Annotated in this window: 11 protein-coding genes; 5 read left to right on the forward strand and 6 right to left on the reverse strand. The window is 67.7% G+C overall.

The window, feature by feature from the left end; genetic code table 11:
* Positions 1-461 precede the first annotated feature (461 nt).
* The gene (locus tag BLU09_RS29025) at positions 462-833 is read right to left on the reverse strand and encodes a hypothetical protein (RefSeq protein ID WP_090493269.1); all 372 of its coding nucleotides are present in this window, start codon (positions 831-833) and stop codon (positions 462-464) included.
* Between the two features lie 212 nt (positions 834-1,045).
* Between BLU09_RS29025 and BLU09_RS29030 the strand changes: the two genes are divergently transcribed.
* Together BLU09_RS29030 and BLU09_RS39535 are read left to right on the forward strand one after the other, a co-directional pair.
* Positions 1,046-1,717, forward strand: a complete 672-nt coding sequence (locus BLU09_RS29030) for a lipid-binding SYLF domain-containing protein (RefSeq protein ID WP_244172095.1) — start codon at positions 1,046-1,048, stop codon at positions 1,715-1,717.
* Complete coding sequence (locus BLU09_RS39535) at positions 1,701-2,960, forward strand: lipid-binding SYLF domain-containing protein (RefSeq protein WP_244172096.1); 1,260 nt, start codon at positions 1,701-1,703, stop codon at positions 2,958-2,960. The genes BLU09_RS29030 and BLU09_RS39535 overlap by 17 nt, the downstream gene beginning before the upstream one ends.
* 174 nt (positions 2,961-3,134) lie before the next feature.
* On the opposite strand, the gene BLU09_RS29045 is transcribed toward BLU09_RS39535, so the two are convergent.
* Both BLU09_RS29045 and BLU09_RS29050 read right to left on the reverse strand, forming a co-directional pair.
* Complete coding sequence (locus BLU09_RS29045) at positions 3,135-4,544, reverse strand: flavin monoamine oxidase family protein (RefSeq protein WP_090493166.1); 1,410 nt, start codon at positions 4,542-4,544, stop codon at positions 3,135-3,137.
* 31 nt (positions 4,545-4,575) lie between these two features.
* Entirely contained in the window at positions 4,576-6,561 is a 1,986-nt protein-coding gene (locus tag BLU09_RS29050) for a YcaO-like family protein (protein WP_090493168.1), read from the reverse strand.
* Positions 6,562-7,111: 550 nt separating this feature from the next.
* On the opposite strand from BLU09_RS29050, the gene BLU09_RS29055 reads away from it, so the two are divergent.
* On the forward strand, positions 7,112-8,383 hold the full coding sequence (locus tag BLU09_RS29055; protein WP_167371178.1) for an alpha/beta fold hydrolase: 1,272 nt from the start codon (positions 7,112-7,114) through the stop codon (positions 8,381-8,383).
* Between the two features lie 115 nt (positions 8,384-8,498).
* On the opposite strand, the gene BLU09_RS29060 is transcribed toward BLU09_RS29055, so the two are convergent.
* The gene (locus BLU09_RS29060; protein ID WP_090493170.1) at positions 8,499-9,500 is read right to left on the reverse strand and encodes an alpha/beta hydrolase; all 1,002 of its coding nucleotides are present in this window, start codon (positions 9,498-9,500) and stop codon (positions 8,499-8,501) included.
* A gap of 457 nt (positions 9,501-9,957) precedes the next feature.
* Here BLU09_RS29060 and BLU09_RS29065 point away from each other — a divergent pair, with 457 nt between their 5' ends.
* Positions 9,958-10,842, forward strand: coding sequence for a hypothetical protein (locus BLU09_RS29065; RefSeq protein WP_090493273.1), 885 nt, complete (start codon positions 9,958-9,960; stop codon positions 10,840-10,842).
* 126 nt (positions 10,843-10,968) lie between these two features.
* Here the strand turns inward: BLU09_RS29065 and BLU09_RS29070 are convergent, their stop codons facing one another.
* Positions 10,969-12,015, reverse strand: coding sequence for an EGF domain-containing protein (locus tag BLU09_RS29070; protein ID WP_244172098.1), 1,047 nt, complete (start codon positions 12,013-12,015; stop codon positions 10,969-10,971).
* A 417-nt stretch (positions 12,016-12,432) separates the two neighbouring features.
* Between BLU09_RS29070 and BLU09_RS29075 the strand changes: the two genes are divergently transcribed.
* The gene (locus BLU09_RS29075) at positions 12,433-12,756 is read left to right on the forward strand and encodes a hypothetical protein (RefSeq protein WP_090493171.1); all 324 of its coding nucleotides are present in this window, start codon (positions 12,433-12,435) and stop codon (positions 12,754-12,756) included.
* 99 nt (positions 12,757-12,855) lie between these two features.
* Here the strand turns inward: BLU09_RS29075 and BLU09_RS29080 are convergent, their stop codons facing one another.
* Positions 12,856-17,865 (reverse strand): hypothetical protein, encoded by a 5,010-nt coding sequence (locus BLU09_RS29080; RefSeq protein WP_306440811.1) that lies wholly within the window; start codon positions 17,863-17,865, stop codon positions 12,856-12,858.
* Positions 17,866-17,921: the final 56 nt, after the last annotated feature.

Genomic DNA, 17,921 nt, shown 5'->3' on the forward strand with positions numbered 1-17,921 from the left:
CAACTTGCGCCGCGGAGAACCTTCCTCGGGCTCGGGCCGTAACGAGGCCAGCTGGTCGGCCGCCGCGTCCGCCGCCATGTGCCGTACGGTCGCCAGGACGTCTTCGAATCGCCCCGATGCATCCAAGCGGTCGGCCAGGTCCCGTGCCTTTCCCGCCGCACGTGTATACGCGCGACGCTCCAGCGCCGAGGCCGGCAAGAGGGAAGCCGACAGGAAGCCCAGGGCCAGGACCCCAAGTCCCGCCCCCACGGGATGCTGCCGCATCGTCTGCGCTGTCCACGTCTGGGCTCCCACCGCGCGGGAGCGCGCATCGTCTCGCGAGGGAAACTTCTCTCTGAGGCTCCCAGCAACCGCCCGGCCCTTGTCGCGGACCGTCCGCAACGGCGCCAGTCCCCCTTGCGTCTGACCTGGAGCGCCGCCGTTCCGTCCCTCGCGCGCAGTCGTCTTGTCCGCGCTACGTCTCATGACTCAGCCTCCCTTTCCACATCACCTGCACCGCTGGCGCGAAACATCCGCCCCGCGAGCAGGCCTGCCCCCAGCAGTCCCGTGAGCAACAATCTCGGGCGCTGCCGCACGAACTGTCCCGTGCGGTCCAGGAATGCCTCGACAGATTGCGCATCCAGCCGCGAGGAGGCGCCGCGAAACATGCGCTCTCCCGTCTCCAGCATGCGTTGCGATGCCGGGCTCGGTGCACGCCGGGTGGCGCTGCTCAACCCCTCTGCCATGTCCTCCAGCACCGACACGAGCAAGCCCCGCTGGAAGTCCAGGCGCTCCTTCACCCGGCCCCGCGCGTATCCCGTGACCTGTTCGAGCTGCTTCTGCGCAGCTTCCATCCTGGGTGATGCGCGTCGCGCTGGGCCGCGCGAGCGCTTCCTCTCCTTTGTCTTCGTCGAGGCCATGATGTGCGTCCTCCTGACACCGAAGGTAGACACCTCCGCGTCACGTCCGGGCAACCAGACCGCTCACGGCGTGGTCGTTCGCACGCACGTCCCATGGGTACCTTGCGGACATGGCCGTCGCCACGTTGATTCATCAGGAGGCGAACATGAAGCCAGAGCAGGAAAAGACGCTTCACGAAGAGGCCGTGGCAACGGTGGACCGCCTGGTGCTCAAGCACCCGGAGCTGAAGAAAGAGCTGGAGCAGGTAGAGGGCTATGCCGTCTTCCCCTCGCTGGGCAGGGCATCGCTGGTCCTCGGCGGCTCATACGGCCACGGCGAGGTCTTCGAGAAGGGCAAGCCGATTGGCTTCGCCACGCTGAGCCAGTTGACCCTCGGAGTCCAGGTGGGCGGACAGACCCTGAGCGAGCTCATCTTCTTCCATGACCGTGATGCCCTTGAAGCGTTCAAGGGAGGAAAGGTGGCCTTCGCCGCCAACGCCTCCGCCGTGCTCGTGAAGGCGGCGGCGTCCGGAACCATCAACTATGCGAAGTGCGTTGCTCACGCCTACTCGCGTGGCGGCATGCTGCTCGAGGCCTCCCTGGGCGGACAGAAGTTCACGTTCATTCCGCAGTCGGGCGCATCGGAGCGAGGGAACGGAGGCCTGATGCAGCGCTTCCGCAGGCAGGATGCGTCCGAGGAGAACGGGGCCGATGACACTGGGCAGCGTCCGCGGCTGCAAGCATCGCAGCCCCCTCCTGCCCTGACCACAGGGCTGACGGCTGCCGCCCTGCTGCTCACCCGGATCATCAAGGCGCAGGCCAGTGCTCGCCACGAATGAAGCGTCCCTCCGAGACAAACTGGCGAGCCAAGGCCACCGCGCGCTGAAGCTCGCGAGGAAGGAGCTGAGCGTCCACCGCAGACTGCATGGTGACGCACGGGCGGCATTGCACCGGCTGGAGGCCCGCTCACCGGAGCTGGCTCAGGCGAGGGCTCGGGCCTACGCCTATGCCGTCTTCCCTTCGCTAGGCCAGGGAAGCGCCGTGCTCGGAGGCACCTGGGGGATGGGCGAGGTCTTCCGTCAGGAGCGGCTGGTGGGATACGCGGCGCTGGTCCAACTGACCCTCGGAGTCCAGTTGGGCGGACAGACAGCTTCGGAGGTCGTCCTCTTCGAGGACCAGGAGGCGTTCCAACGCTTCAAGCATGGCGGGACGGGACTGGCACTCAACGCGGCCGCGACCCTGGTCAAAGCAGGCGCAGCGAGGGCGCGGGGCCCGGCTGGTAGCACGACGGTCGCGCTGGCCACGGATGGAGGAATGTGGGCGGGCGTCGCGCTCGGCGCCCAGCGCGCCTTCGTCGTTCCGGCCGTCCTCACCCGCAGTAGCACATTGCGCCGGGTTCTCTCATCCATACCTTCTTTGACACGAGGAACGCCGGCCCCCAACGAGGGCGAAACAAGGGAGAGCGCGATGGCCAAGGCGCAGACGACCAAATCCGGAAGAAAAAGGTTGGGCAAGCTCACCGCGGCCTGGAAGCGCCGCAAGGCCCACGACGAAGAGAAGACAGGCCCCAAGAAGGTGGCCGTGCATACACGCGAAGCCATGCAACGGGTCAGCACCCGAGGGCGCGAGACACTGGAGCATCTGCGAGACCGCGTCCCCAGTGGAGACAGACTCCGTGAGCGAGCAGGCCAGGCACGCACCTGGGCAGCCGACCAACTGGGTGAACACGCGGTGGCCATCGGCCTGACCACGCTGGCAGCAGGCGTCGCGGGAGCGGCGCTGCTCCCCGTGTCGAACCGGGAGCGCCGCGCGTTGAGCTCCGTGTCCCACAAGGTGCAGGGACTGACCCACTCCCTTGGAGCCGCCCCCCAGGTTGCGCGGCTGACCCGGTCTGTGAGCGACGCGGTGGCACGCGTCCGCCGCGGTGACGGCGCTGCCACGGAGGAGGAGAAACCCCGCGCCCCTCGCCCCAAGAAGGTCGCGGCGACGCGTGGCAAGAAAGCCGCGGGAAGGCCAGCAGCGGCCGCCAAGACATCGCGCCGGCCCCGGAAGGGCAGCCCTCCGCCCCAGGCCAGTAAGTAGGGACGCAGGCCGGAGCGCCCAACGGAACCTCGCCTGTTCCCGCTGGGCGGAAGGTGAAATCGGACGGGGCGTTCGTGGAGGGATTGGCCACGAATGTCCGCGTCCGCATTCACCCGGCCACACAGTCAGGACCCTGGCCCCACGGCCTCTCGCAAGACGCCTCCGCGGCCTGAATCAGGCGCCGTGCAGGCCCTCGGCCATGCACGCCCCGCTGGCGCCTGAAAGGATTTCAAGGGCGGCGCGTTGGCCTGACAAGAGCGCTCCCTCCATCCAGCCGGGCATGGGGGAGGTTTGGTCTCCGGCGAAGTGGACCCTGCCTTCGCGCGTTGTGAGCGCACGCCCCCACTGCGTGAGCTGCCTCGGCCGGAACCACGCAAAGGCCCCCCGAGCCCAAGGGTCCAGGTCCCATGCGTAGGAGGTTCCGCACTGCACTTCGGAGGACAGCTCCGGCGCGAACTGGCTCAGGCCCCGCACAGCCATGGCAATGCGCTCCTCCTCGGAGAGAAGGCCCGCCGCGCGGGCGCACGGGCCCACGCGATACGCTTCGAGGATGCCTGACGGCGGAGGTTGTGTCGGTGCGGCGTCGAGGACATGCATGATGGGGAGGTCCGTCAGCCACCCACTCGACCACCCCCACTCTGTCCAGAGGCGGCGCCGGTATTGAATGAAGGTGCGCACGACGGACGTATGCTCGAGCTCGCGAATCGCCCGTAGCTTGTCCGCCGAGAAAGCAGGGACGAGCTCAACGCCACGAAGGACTGAGAACGGAATGGCGCACACGAGCCGCTCCGCTGTGAACGTTCTGTGTTCTCCCGTGCTGCCGCGGCAGTACACGCGGACGGTCCCCTGTTCCTGCTCGATGCGCTTCGCAGCCCATCCGAACTGAATCCTTCCACCGAGCGCTTCCGCCAGGGCGACGGGCAGCCGGTCACTTCCGCCCCTCAAGGTGTAGGCGCTCGAGCCGCCTCTGCCGACCGTCAGCAACTCCCGTCGAAGTACCCCAAGCGCCGAGCTCGCGTCGATACCATCACCCACGAGGTCAAACCGTCCCAGGCTCACCGCGTCAATGGCCGCTGAAGAAGCGCCCCGTTCCGCGAGGGCCTCACGAAGGGTCAGGCCATCGAGGTGGGTCGCGCCTGGACCGGGCCAGGACTCATGGAAGGGGTCGCCGACAGCCTCCACGAGGAGAGACACGTACCTCCGATAGAGGCCAGAAAGGCCGAGCTGCTGCTCATCCGCCCTCAGGACATGCGGGAGGCCCGTGTCATCACCGAAGGGGGCCAGGATGCGACGTCCCCGAAGATGGAAGGGCCGCAAGGCCGACGTGTGCGGAACTGGCAGCGGGTCGAGCTCCAGGCCGAGCCTCCTCGCCAAGCCGAGGACCGTCGAGTGCCCGCTGAGGACATACTTCGCGCCCGCCTCGGCGTACATTCCGTCCACGAACGGCTGCCGCAGGGTCAGGACCCGGCCACCAACTCGAGAGCGCGCCTCGAGCACGACGACGTCCCGGCCTGCGAGGACAAGCGCATGCGCTGCCGCCAGTCCTGCGAGGCCCGCGCCCAGAATGATGACGCGTTCGCTCATTCGAGACGTCGCCTCGCGCCTTCGGTGGGACTCATGCCAGCGGAAGCAGGTACGGATTCAGCAGCCCTCGCCTGAGCTCGAGCGGCGATGAGGGCAGTTGGGGATTGCGCGGGGGGAGGCGGCGCGGCAGCAGCCCACTCCCGAGGCGTAACAGGCTCGGACAGAACGCCAGAGGCTGCGTCCCAAGGACCAGCGCCTGGCAAGTCCGGAACGGAGAGGCCGCCGCCAGTGTGAGATTGATGACCAGGGTGCGCAGCCCATGCTGTCGGAACCTCGTGACGAGCTCCCCCGCCGTGTCGGGGACTCGAACCCGAGGGAGCGCCACCGGGGGGCCTTCCAGGAGCAGGTCGACAGCGCTCCGCATCGCGGGGTTCAAGTAGAGCAACGTGATGTCGAGGAGGGAGTCGATGAGCCAGTAGTTCTCCAGGACCGGGGGCCGCCGGAGCGCCTCGAAGTCAATCGCAAGCTCCCGACGAAGGGCCACCGCCTCCGTCAACATTCGCATTTCACGGAGCGCTCGGTGCACGGCCACTGCCGGGTCTCCCGCGGCTGCGGCGGCGAGGAGCGTCCCTCCTTTGGGGAACGCCCCCTCTCCTGTCGCCTCGGCGATGAGTGCGATGACGTGAAGGCCGGCGCGACCGGGCAGGTACGAGCAGTGGAGAGTCCAGCACGAACCCTTGAAATGACGCGACACCCCCTCATCAATGTCGAGCGTAGCCATGTCGAGGCGCCGCGCCCCTTGACCTCGGTACCAGGCGAGCTGGAGCGCATCGCGCTCTACCACCTCCAGGAGCGCGGACCGCAACGCGGCATCATCGCTCGTATGTGTCGCGACGCCATTGGATGAGGCACACAGGAAGCGCGGGCCCACGAGCCGTTCGGAAGTCGTGAAAGCTGCAGGAACGAGCAATTGCTCACCGGTCTCCGCATCCGTGGCCCTGACCCAATCCAGTGGCGTGTCCTGGGTGACTGGCGCGTAGGGAAACCCCGGGCTTGCGTACTGCTCGGGCGTGTAGAGGTCCCAATCAAGCATGGGCAGGAACGGTTGCTCGAGCGCACGCGCCGGAGTCGCGCAGACGTCGGGCACACGAAGGAGGGACGAGGCACGCTCGATGGCCTCTGCTCGCGCAGTCAGCCTCCGCTCCTCCAGGGATGCTCCGACGCCCACCTGGGCCAGGAAATGTCCTGACACCACGGGACGACCTCGTTTCCGAAGACGCAGGGTGGCGGCTCCCCAGCTCAGGGTGACAATGGGAGGAGCCCCCCGCCTGCCACGGACCGTGGCTTCGCGCGTCGCGATTCCCAGGCGCCCCAGCGCGGCACCAGCCATCCGCGAGCCCTCCAGCTTGCCGATGTGGTTCGCCGCGCCCCGGTTCGCGGAGCACGCGCATCCCGCCGCGGGCCGAGAACGGATGCGTCTGGTGCCTGGCCGCCCGTAGGCGCCCTCTGTCCAGGCACGCGCATCGCGGGAATGCGGCTTCATGGCTTTCCGGAGCGCCGTCAGATCGGCTGTCCCCAGCGCAATCACGGCGCGGCGCGGGAGCGCATTCGCCACTGCGGCGGCCTCATCGGGCGCATCCGCGCTCTGAACCTCCCAGAGCAGACCACAGGCGATACACACACCGCTGCCAGCGCTTCGCCAACGTGTGGCGCTCAGCTGGATGAGTGCTCCGCTGTTCTCGGAGAGGTCGGCCGTGCGAAGAGGTCCCAGTCGCAGCCTGCCGGTGATTCCCAATTCCTTGCGGAGGGCTTGCTCGTCCATCCAGCGTGGCGCACCTCGCCCCAGCGCCCCTTCCTCTTCGAGCCGTGCTCCGAGCTCCCTGGCGCCGGTAGGGTCGACACCCGCCTTCACCAGCGCGCGGACGACCGCGGCGCTCCCTCCGCGGCGAACGTCTCCGAGGATGGAGACGAGAAGAGCAAAGGGGAGGCCCCGTATCTCCATCAGCGCCCTGCGGGTCTGAAGGATGGAGCTCCCCCTCGCCATTTCGAGGAGCACGACACCTGATTGAACGCCCATGTCGTGCCCGGGACGCCGCTACTTCGAAATGTGGGAAATGCTGGACACGTTGGTTTCAAAGGCCTTGAGCGCGGATACCTTCAGAACGCGCACCGTGACCTTGAGAGTCTTTGCACGCTTCGTACGAGCAGGCTTCTTCATGTTCGGCCTCCCTTGGTGAGCAAGAAGTGTCTCTTCAAGCCAGACTCCGAGTCAACGACATGACAGGGCACTTCCGGCCGTGATGGGAATTGCCGTGGCCCACACAGGAGATGGGCCTACCTGTCAGAGCGCAACACCAGGAGTTCTGACAATCCATTTCCGTGTCGAGCTGACCTCAAGTCAGTCCGCATCCGCGCAGCCCTCAACCAGGCGCTACGTCGCTTCGGATTCCGCATGTTCGGGCACCACCGCCTTGAGTGACTGGCTTCCGGCGCTGCTTCCACGAAACAAACCCTCGATGAACACGGGACGATATGTCCGCGCCGGGCCCTTCGTTCTGAGAGGGCCAGCCCCTTCCCATTCAGGGGGCGTGTCACATCCCGTCTCGAGTGCACATGAAGGGCCCCGAATGTCCAAGCTCGGTCTTTCGTTCATCGTCTTGTTCGCATGCACGTCCGCATTCGCATCCCCACCTCCGCGGATTGAAACTGAAGCGGAATCGCTCGCGTCAACACCGACACCGTTCGCGGTGCTACGTGAGTTCGTGACCGAAGACATCTATCACTACCGATTCGACATTCGTGTCGGCACCGCACCAAACGCCATCGTGCGGGTCCATCGCGTCGTCCGAGAGCGTGCGCCGTGGCGGCCACGGTCGCCTGCCCACGCGATCATGTTGCTTCACGGAGACTTCGCCAACTTCGTCACGAACTTCTTGCCGACACTCGGCATTCCCGCGTCATCGGCGCCGGGGCTCGCTCCGTACCTGGCGGCCCGAGACATCGACGTCTGGGGCGTTGACCGTCGCTGGACGCTGCCCTCCGCCAACGGAGACATCTCCGACCTGGGCGAGATGGGCGTTGCCCAGGAGCTCGGAGACATCACCGTCGCGCTCACCTTCGCACGGGCGGCACGGCTCAGCGGCGACCGTGACAAGGGCCGAATCGTGCTCGGCGGATTCTCGCATGGCGGCGAGCTGGCCTACGCGTATGCCGCCGCCAACGGCCGCCACGTGTCGGCGGTCGCCGTGCTCGACGCCTACTACGACATCGCGCCCGAGCACGCGGAACTGCGCGAGCTGGCGTGCGCCAATGCCGCCGCGGGACGTGAGGCGCTTGCGCAAGGCGTGACCGACTCCGACAACAGCTTCTTCATCACGTTGGGCGAGCTGGCCCGGAGCGCGCCCCAGGCGCAGTCTCCCGTGTTTTCGAGCTACACCAACCGCGGTGCACTGCTCGCGATGAATGGCCTGGCCTACCTTCTCGCGCCGTACACGCCGCTGTACCACTTGAGCGCGCCCATCCTCGACGCCAACGGCGACGTCACGGCATTGCGCGAGTCGCCCGAGGACAGCGTGAGCGCGTGGTTCGCCAGCGCGCCGCCGCACCAGTCGCTGCGTGAGACCGTGGAACTCGACGAAATCTGGTGCGGGACGACACCCAGGCCCGAGCTCTTGAACATCCGCGTCCCGTTGTTCTACCTCGGTGCCGCTGGCGCATTCGGTGACTACGGGCTGTACTCGACGACCCGGGTGTCATCGACGGATGTCACGGCGCTCGTCGTCCGCCGCTTCGGTCCGGAGCGAGTGGCCGAGGACTTCGGCCATGGTGACCTCTTGTACGCGGCGGATGCACCGACGCTCGCGTGGCAACCGCTCGCGACGTGGTTGCTGAGCCATTGAGGAGGAGCATCTCCGTACCAAGAGGCCGCAAGAAGAAGGCGCTCGGCTCGCGCGCGTGGCAGTGGGAGCCCTTCGCATCGGACGAAGGGCTCCATCACCTGAAGTGCCGTTGGGCTTACGGCCCGTCCAGCACGGCCAACATGCGCGGCAGCACGTCGAAGAACGCGTAGTTCCAGCAACTGAAGTTGTGCCCGCCGTCACAACCGAAGGGCTTCTGGCCCGGCGCGGGGCGGCCATACATCTCGTAGTGGTGCGGCACGCCCGCGGCATTCAGCGCATGGTGGAACCGGTCCGTGGACGCCCCCGGGACGCGTTCGAGCACATCCCCATCCCAGATGCCCGACCCCGCATACAAGGCGACGGCCACGCCCCGCAGAGACGCCGCACGCGGAATGGGGTTGTTCATGTTCCAGGCCTGGTCGAAGGGCCAGAAGGGAGAGCCGAACGCCCCATCCGGGTTCTGCAGCCACCGCGTCCCCTCCTCCGTGATGGTGGCGCGGATGGCGGCGTCACCCAGGTCCAGGGCCCCCGAGAAACTGGCCGCATAGGCAAACAGGTCGGGGCGCCGCGCGGCGTAGCTGATGGCCCCGAAACCGCCCATGGACAGCCCCGCGATAGCACGGCCCCGCTTGTACGCCAGCGTGCGAAGGTTCTGGTCCACCCACGGAATGAGCTGGTTGAGGTGGAACTCCTCCCACGCCTGATTCACCCCACGAGGGAAGACCCAGTTCGTGTACCAACCGACCTTGCCGCCATCCGGCATGATGGTGATGACGGGCATGTTCTCGGTAATCGCATACGCCGCACCGAACTCCACCCACTGAGCCGAGTTCGCGCCTCCTCCCCCGTGCAACAGGTAGACCGCGGGGTATCGCACGCCCGGGTTGTTGTAATACCCCGTCGGCAGGAGCACCCGAACGTGGTGGCGAGGGTCATAGACCGCGTGAGGTGCGATCAGCGGCGTGGAGATTTCCACGTCGATGAGCCGATCCGTGATGTGCCGCACCGCATGAACCGTGATGCCATGCCCCGAATAGAAGTTTGGCGCGAGCGAGGCATCGGATGCCTCCGCGTCACCTGGTACTCCGAGGAACAGGGCGAATAACAAGACTCCCACGAGTCTGCGTGCGGCACGGACGGGAGACTCGAATCGTTCAAGAGCGGTGCTGGAAACAAAGACGTCCTGGGGCAGCAATCTGCGCATCCTCTGACCTCGGAGAGTAGGTGGGCCGACAACGGCTCTTCATTCGCCAATGACAGGTGCGACGCTAGGGGGCGTATCTGGCCATGGCAACGCACACGTTGGAGCGACCGTGTCATTCCCTCGCAAGGGCCGCTGAGGCTGTGTCTTTTCCGCGACTGTGGACGAGAGCTGTCCATTAATTGCATTCCGTGGCGACTCGCTTCACCCCGGAAGGCCCCCACCCTCGAATGATGGAGACCTCGAATGGGACACAGCTGCGCCCTCACCCCAATCGCCCTCCCCCACGCAACTCCGTGAGCAGATGGAGGATAATTCGCACAAAGGCATGAAGGAACGCACCTCATGCCCCAGACCAGGGGGGGTCTACATCATGGGTACCATCACGAGGGTAACGACGACGTTGTTGAAGCAAGGCGCACGAGGAGTGTCCCGCTCCGGCGGCCACCGGGCACCCACCCGCGTGCTGCCACAAGTCGCCCATCACTCCACCAAGGCACCAAGCCCGTCTCAAATTGCGAGCGAGACGCGGGCGCGGAACAACAGCCTGGACCTGATGAGCGACATCATGGATGCAATGGATCGCCGTGATGGCGGCAACAACGCGGCCACGCCTCGTATCAAGCCGGATGTTCCGCTGTCGCGCCGTGAGAACTTCGCGTTCGACGCCATCCAACCAGGGTACGGAACGTCGAAGTCCGCCATCGACAAGCACGGCAAGCTCCAGCCCGCGGGCGACAGCGTCACCACCAGCGCCTCCGACCACGTCGATGGCGAAAAGTCCATCAAGGCGAAGACGCCGTACACGTCCTTCAGCGGTCCGCCGGTGGGCGTGGACGGCACGGCCACGGGGCCCCTGGTCGACAACCCGCTCTACGGCAAGGACCGCATCGTCACCAACCCGGCCAAGGACCCCAAGAGCGGTGTGGTGCTCGACCAGTTCGACATCCAGCGCGACCTCCGGACGAGCACCAGGCCCGGCTTCGACGAGACCGCGGTGCTGCGCTCCGAGCCACGTCCGCAGCCGCTCTGGCAGCCCACACCCGAAGAGCGCGCCATCATGCCCCAAGTCGGTGTGGACCCCGAGAAGCCCTCGTTCACGTTTCGCGAACGCGCGATGGTGAACTCGGCGCGGGACAAGGAGTACCTGGTCAAGGGCACCATCCACGAGTTCGACTTCTTCCAGGGCCAACCAGACGGCTCGCTCAAGCCCCTCTCCAAGCAAGACGTGATTGACGAAGCCAGGAAGAAGTCCTGAGCCACCGCGCATCGTCCCATCACCGTGCCAGACGAACCCCGACCCTCGCGGCGCCGTGTTGCACCGCGAGGGCGGTGAGCCCGCCAGCTCATGATGTCATTCAGCGAGCGGCAGCGTCGGTCCAGGCTACCCCATGACGCAGACGCCCGACGAGCAGGTCTTCGCCGCCGGACAGACAACGCCGCAGGCGCCGCAGTTGTGCACGTCCGACGACACATCCACGCACTGCGCGCCACACTGCACCCGGGGAGCCGGACAGGAGCCGCCCACGCACTCATAGCCACCCGGCGTGTTGACGCACACCTGGCTGGGATTGCATGCGGCAGTCCCGTTCGAGCACTCGTCGATGTCACTGCACGTCCAACCATTTCCCCAGTAGCCCGGCCTGCAGGTGCAGGTGTAGCTCCCCGGCGTGTTCGTGCAAATCGCATTCACCGAGCACTGCGCAGTGCCATTCGTGCATTCATTGACGTCCGTACAGACACTGGGCTGCATGCCATTGCAGGTGTACCCCGGCTCCACCCGGCAGGTGCTGCTGCAGCCATCCGACGAAACCCGGTTGCCGTCGTCACACTGCTCTCCATTGCTGATACGGCCATCGCCACACACGGCGCTCACACCGCCGCCCGTATCCTCCACCGCGTCCAAGCCGAACAACGAGGCAACCCCACTGCGCAGCCTCACGTAGCGATACGGCGTGGAGTTGCTGAATGGCACCAGCGTGGAGTGGGTCCCGAGCCCCAGGTCCAGCAGGTTCGCCTGTCCCGTGCTGATGAGGCTCATGTCCCCACGAAGGAATTCCACCTGGGCGATGACCGCCAGCGAAAGGCCCTGGTAGTAGACGCGCAGCGGCCCTGTGCCCTCTTCCCCCAGGCCCATGTCCAGAACCATGGAACCGCCCAGGAGCCCCAGGAACGTCGCGGCGTTCCCATCCGGTGCGCCCACGGCGTTGTTCGGATTGAGGACGGCGATGACACCGCTGTGGATGACTGCGTCGGCATGACGGTCACTGGCCATCGCCGACACCGAGTCCGATGACGACTCGCCGTCCACCGGTGCCTCTTCGGAAACAACGGATTCGTCCTCCAACTCAGAACCGCACGCGCTCATCATGCCGAACGCCAGGGCCGCACTCAGCATTCGCCACATGGGGGCCACTCGACTGACCTTCATTGTCTTGCTCCAATCCGCTTGGACTTGGGGATGGCGGTCCGACGTGAGGACTGTCACGCCGGATAACCGCCACAACAATGAACGCACGAATTCCTTTTTCAGCTTTAAAGGCACGCACTTCGAATCCAGAACGCGTGTGCCATTGGACAGCTTTTTCTCCGGGTATCGCCGCGTCGACCGCAAGGCGACACCCACCCTGGACACGAAGGCTGCGACTCCTGTCCCAGCACAGGCAGCCTTCTCGATTCTCGGGAGTAAAGAGAAAAGACAGCAGCGGCGCGCCCCCTCAATCCGAGCCACGAAGTTGCACGCGCCTACCCACGACGCCTCCGCGCCCACGCCAGTGGGGCGTTGATGGCCCGCACCATTCGCCTATCGTATACTTGGGGGAAACGCATCACCCTTTCCCGAGGCCCCATGCGACTGTCACTGATGAGCCTGCTCTGCCTTCTGGTCTCCGCTGGCTGCGGAGACGATACGTCCCAGCTACCGAATTCCTCGCTCGCGGCCTGCTCCTTCACCGACGCGTGCGCGAACGCCGACGAGGAGTGCTACGTCAGCCAGGTCTGTGGCCCGCCCGCCCCTGACGAAGAGCTCTACTGCCAGGCGGAGAAGGGCGACCGCCAGTGTCACCGCCGCTGCCAGGACGATGGCGCCTGCGGTCCCGGCGAGACCTGCAGGGCAGTCGAATGGGTCAAGCGAACAGACATGCTGACCACGACCACCCTTTGCTTCAAGTAGCCGTCGCAAGCATCCCAGGGCCAATGTCGGTACCGCCCCCAGCTCCCCACCGGTGCAGGGTCCGCAGGGAGCCCGGGGCCTGGGCCGCCACCCGCACGCTCAATCCCAACCGCGGAGCTGGACGCGGACCCGCCGCACGAGCAGTTCCCACTCCTGACGCTTCAACGTCGTCAGGACGCGCCCGCCAATGAGTGTGAGCCCGGTGAGCGTCATCACCAGGAAGCCGATGCGGTGGTCCCTCAGCCCAGCGTCGAGCAGCGTGGCCGCGACGTCCAGCGTGAGGAACAGGGTCCCCAACGCCAGGTAGGCGCGAATCTGGAACACCATGCCCGCCACCACGCCGAGCAGACACACCCCGCCGAAGACGAGCGCATACGTGCCGTCGGGAGACTGACCCACCTGGACCGCGATGCGCGCCGCCGCGGGCACATACAGCAACAAGCCCCCGAGGATTCGCACCGTGTTGCGCGCGGCGTGCGGCAGGCTCTCCGCGAAGAGCTGGCCCAGCATCAACAACAGCAAACCCATGGGCGCCAGGTAGATTTCCAAACCCTCCAGGCCAAAGGCCAGCGCGGAGATGAGCAGCGCGAAGTTGCACGCGGCCGCGGCGAACGCACCGAACAGCCGGCTGCGCTCCACCGCGCCCAGCGTCGCGTACAGGAGCCCGGAGCCCCCCGCGAGCAGTGCCGCCTCCTGCGTCGCCTCGCCTGGCAGCACCAGCGCCATGCCCACGGGCAGCAGTGCCGCGAAGCGCCGGGTGGCCGCTTCCACGGGCTGTACGCCCGCCCGCCGGGCCAACACCGTCACGCCTACCAGGATGAAGCCCAGGGCCAGCGCGAAGAATGCGTCGTGCTCGGCGCGCAGGCCCGGCGCATACAGATTGCGCACCAGGGCGTAGACCCCGACCACCGCTGTCTGCACGAAGTAGACATGCCGGCCGGTGTGCTGGCTCCAGGCGCAGTGCAGCGCCACCAACACCAGGATGCCAATGGAGGCGATGGCCAGCGGAAGAGCGCCGTCGGAGGCGGAGCCCCCCACCGCCAGGCCCGCGAGCATCAGCCCACTCACCACGAACCCTGTGTCGCGCCCCCATGACAGGCCGCCCGCGACGTCCGGCCGGCGCCTCCGCACCCACTCCTGTGCGGCATGGAGGGCCAGCACGCCCACGGAGGCGGCCAGGGACAGGGCCGCGCCATGGAGGATGAAGAGCGCGCCATAACGCAGCCACGGGCCGACCAGACTCGCGCGAATCGAAAGGAAGGCCATGAGTGAGGCGACAAAAGTGCCTCCCACCCCCCAGGCCCCCAGCGTCGCGACGAGCGAGGCGAGCGTGCCCTTCCACTGGAAAGCCGCCACGAGCACCGACGCGGCGACGAGCGCCAGGGTCACAGGCAACGCGGGAGAGACCATCCAGCTCCCGCCCATGCTCAGCAGCATCTCCCCCAGGAGGTTGAGCGCGGCGAGCGTCGACGACGGCGTTCCATTCGTGGCCAACGCGTACACGAGCGCTGCGAACAAATAGATGGCGCTGGCCTGGTGGATGCGCATGCGAGCGGCGCTCTCGGACAAGCCCCTGCGCCGGACGATCCACGGCCCCAGCGTCACCACCGCCAGCCCCACCAGCGCGAGCACCGGGCCGGGCCACACCTCGAAGATGTCCTCACGGTGCGCCAACGCGTGGACCAGCAGGAGGATGCTCGCGCCAAGCACACCGCGCCCCTGCGCCCTGGCCCCTCCGAGGAACAGCACCAGACCGGTGATGCAGACCAGTCCTGCCGCCGTGAGCCCGGGCTGGAAGAGGGCCGCGACGAAGACCACGCCCACACTGATGACCGAATGGCGCTGCAACAGGCGCTGGAAGGAATTCGGCAGCCCCCGGAGCGAGGCAACGGCATAGACGAGCCCCACGGCGGCGATGCCCGCGAAAGCCCGCTGCCACAGCAGGAACACCGTGTCTCCTGGTGCGAGCCACGCGTCCTTATCGAGCCAGTGCAGGGACTCGGCGCCGATGCGCACCCACCTGCCTTCGGACGACCACGCGTGCGTGAGCCTGGGCCCGAGCAGCGACTGCCTCGCGGCCCAGAGCGCCGCACCCGGCAGCCCGAGCCAGAGCCCCACGCTCGCGAGCCGCACCGAGCGCGCGGACACCGAGAGCAGCAATACCAACACCGCGGGCCCCAGCAACATCAAGGGCGGAATGAGAGCCAGCGCCCGGGACGGCCGGGGCAGGCCGACGAGGAGCGCGCCTTTCAGGAGCACAGATGCCAGGACCGCCACACCGAGATGGGGAACCCAGTGGTAGAGCTTGCCGTGACGAGGCTTCTCCAGAAGTCCGGCGACCCAGGGCCCGAAGCGCCGTGTCGCCAGCGCGACGCCCCAGAGCGCGATGCCGATGAGCGAGGTCCGCAGAGCGGCGACGTCCGGCGGCGACGGCCGGCCCGCTCGGTTGAGCAGAGCGGTGAGCGCGATGAGCGCGCCCAGCGACGCGAGCGTCACCACCGAACCGCGCAGGTGCCATGCCTCGAATCCGCGCGACACGAAGGCCACCAGCACGACCAGGAGGAGCAGACCAGCCGCGAGCAGGCACGTGGCGCGCTCGGCATCCGTGGGCCTGGCCAACCACCCGGCCAGCGTGAGCGTAGCCATGACCGTCTGCACCAGCGCCGCCGTGGCGAAACCATCCGTGAAGAGCGGAAACCCCCGCGCACCGAGCGGCAGCCTGAAGAGGTCGAACATCCTCCGGCCCTCGTGCCCGGCAGCGGAGTCCGCGGCATCCAGCGGAGCGCGGCCGCGCAGCGCGGAGAAGGCCGCGAAGCCGAGCGCCAATGACGCGGCGACCAGGGCGGAGCGCGGGGATGCGAAGTCGGAGACGGTGCCCATCACCTGGGAGACCGCGAGCGCGAGCCCCGCGGCTGCGAGGAACCCGACGAACCTGCTGCCATCCCGCCGGACACGCAGCAGCAACCAGGCCGTGACCACGGCCGTGGGAAGCGCGGAGAGCACACTGGCTGACAGCCGTGTGGCTGACACAAGCAGGTCCGGAGCGCTCGGAGAGGAATCCACGGCCAGGAGGACTCCCGCCGCGGCCAGGCTGAGGGCGAGGTCATCCAGGGGCAGCAGTCCATCCCTTCGCGACACAGGCTGCGCCCACGCGCCCTGCACGAGCCCCGCGACACCGTAGAGTCCACTCACGAGCGCGAAGACCGCCAGCCGGCCCCAGCTTCCCTCCAACGCCGGGGTCCCCTCGGCGAAGGCGAGCACACCGAAGACAAGGCCCACGCCACCCAGGTAGTGCAGGCCCCGCCAGCGCCAGCCGCCGGCAAGGTGCGCGGCCCCAGCGATGACCAGCCCCGTCAGCACCTGGGGCCACGGCGAGGCGGCGCTGCCCACCTGGCGCACCAGGGGCATTGCCACCAACGACCCTAGGAGGGTCCAGGCGAGCAGGCGGATACGCAGTCCCGGAAAGGCACTCCAACGCGCCAGGAGCATCAAGCCCGCGGTCGCCACCGTGCCGCCGAATACCCACCAGCCCGGCTCCGTCGGCGCCTGCGTGCGAGCGAACAAGGCCCCAGCGAGGAGCGTCGTCATCACCATGAGGTGGACCAGGGCCCGCCGCCGTGGCTCCAGCAGGAAGAAGACACCCGCCGCGATGAGTGGCGCGAGCGCCGAGGCCAAGTCGACCTGGAAGTCCCCTCCGGGCTCACTGGAGAACGCGCCCAGCGCGCCCACGACCGCGCCACTGGCGAGCACCGCGTAGGCCACAATCTCCAGCACCGGACTCACACGCGGATGGGCCTCGCGCGCGGCGTCGGTGGTCGCGGCCACGGCGATGACGGTGGCCAGGGCCTGGGCCCACAGCGTGAGGCCCGCGAACAAGGCGCTGCCTGGCTCCAGAGCGTCGAAGCCCGACGGTGCGCTCGCCACACAGAAGACGGCGAGCCACAGCGCGCCATAGAGCGCGGCGCTCGCGCCGACGAGCGCCGTGTTTCCCTCCGTCGCCTTCCGTGCGCGCCATACCGTGGCGGCCAGGGCCATGACACCCACGGAGGCACAGAGCGTGCGCGGCCAGGGCGCGTCCTCGAGCGCCATCAGCGGAAGCCCCGCGAGCAGGGAGGGCAGGAGCGCCAACCCCAGGGTCGCGGCGGAGGTGCCATGCAGCAGTCGCCCCGCCGACCTCAGCGGCACCAAGCCCAGCGCGGCGGCGCCAAGCGCCACCGCGGCACCGAACCCAGGTGACAGGGCGAACAGCGACGACAGCGCGATGAAGGCGACGGGGAGCAACGCGAGGCCAATGCCCGCGAGCACGCGGCCGACCGGCATGGAGCGCCGGGAGAGGAACACACCGAGCCCGATGAAGGCCGCGTGGTACCCCCACAGGGCGCCCGTGACGAGGAGCTGACGCGGAACGCCGCCGAGTGCCTGCCAGGCCTCGCGCACACCCATGAGCGAGCCGCCCAGCACCAGCATCGCGCCCAGGAACCACCAGATGAACTCCTGGAACCGGGGCGCGCTCTCCGGCCGTGCATCGAGCGCAACGACGGCCTCGAGCCCTCCACTGAGCGGACCTGATGTACCCCTGTCGAAGAACGTCTGCCCGGAATCCAGCGCCGCACCCAGGTCGTCATCCCCCGCGTCCGAGTCAGGCCGGAGCCCTCGACGCTTGCGCGCTTTCTGCTCCCGCTCCGCCTTCGCGGCGTCGTCCAACGAGCGCGCGAGCGCAGCGCCCCAGCCCCACAGCCGCCATGCTCCCCCGTTGCGAAGCGAGGTCGCGACACCATCGGCCCAGGCTTCCGCGCGAGTCGCCGCGTCCGTGGGAGGGACAGCGACCGCTTCGAAGGAGTCCTGGGCGGGGGCCTGCTCACCCGCCTCTGCCTTCGGCGTTTCGGGGTGACGGTCGTCCGCGCCAGGCACGAGGGACTCGGCGAGCTGGGTCGCGGTGACGACGTCGATGAGCGCGCTGGCCTGCCAGCCTTCGATGTGACGGCGCAGGGTCTCCCTGACGAGTGCGTCGAGATTCGGCTCGGTGGCGGGCACGAGCGGGGCACCGCACTCCTGACACATGGCCCCCAAGGCCACGTCACGGAGCCGAGCGCAGGCTTGGCAGATCATGATGCGACAGCATAGCCCCAGTCCCGCGAGGCCTGCTTGACGCACGTCGAAACCGA

Source organism: Myxococcus virescens (genome assembly GCF_900101905.1).
In the GTDB taxonomy this organism is placed as follows: domain Bacteria; phylum Myxococcota; class Myxococcia; order Myxococcales; family Myxococcaceae; genus Myxococcus; species Myxococcus virescens.

Coding starts and splice junctions, on each gene's coding strand:
- BLU09_RS29050 (WP_090493168.1), bottom strand. CDS start 6,561: ATGGGCGTTCAATCAGGTGTCGTGCTCCTCGAAATGGCGAGGGGGAGC.
- BLU09_RS29055 (WP_167371178.1), top strand. CDS start 7,112: ATGTCCAAGCTCGGTCTTTCGTTCATCGTCTTGTTCGCATGCACGTCC.
- BLU09_RS29080 (WP_306440811.1), bottom strand. CDS start 17,865: ATGATCTGCCAAGCCTGCGCTCGGCTCCGTGACGTGGCCTTGGGGGCC.
- BLU09_RS29070 (WP_244172098.1), bottom strand. CDS start 12,015: ATGAAGGTCAGTCGAGTGGCCCCCATGTGGCGAATGCTGAGTGCGGCC.
- BLU09_RS29045 (WP_090493166.1), bottom strand. CDS start 4,544: ATGAGCGAACGCGTCATCATTCTGGGCGCGGGCCTCGCAGGACTGGCG.
- BLU09_RS29030 (WP_244172095.1), top strand. CDS start 1,046: ATGAAGCCAGAGCAGGAAAAGACGCTTCACGAAGAGGCCGTGGCAACG.
- BLU09_RS29075 (WP_090493171.1), top strand. CDS start 12,433: ATGCGACTGTCACTGATGAGCCTGCTCTGCCTTCTGGTCTCCGCTGGC.
- BLU09_RS29025 (WP_090493269.1), bottom strand. CDS start 833: ATGGAAGCTGCGCAGAAGCAGCTCGAACAGGTCACGGGATACGCGCGG.
- BLU09_RS29065 (WP_090493273.1), top strand. CDS start 9,958: ATGGGTACCATCACGAGGGTAACGACGACGTTGTTGAAGCAAGGCGCA.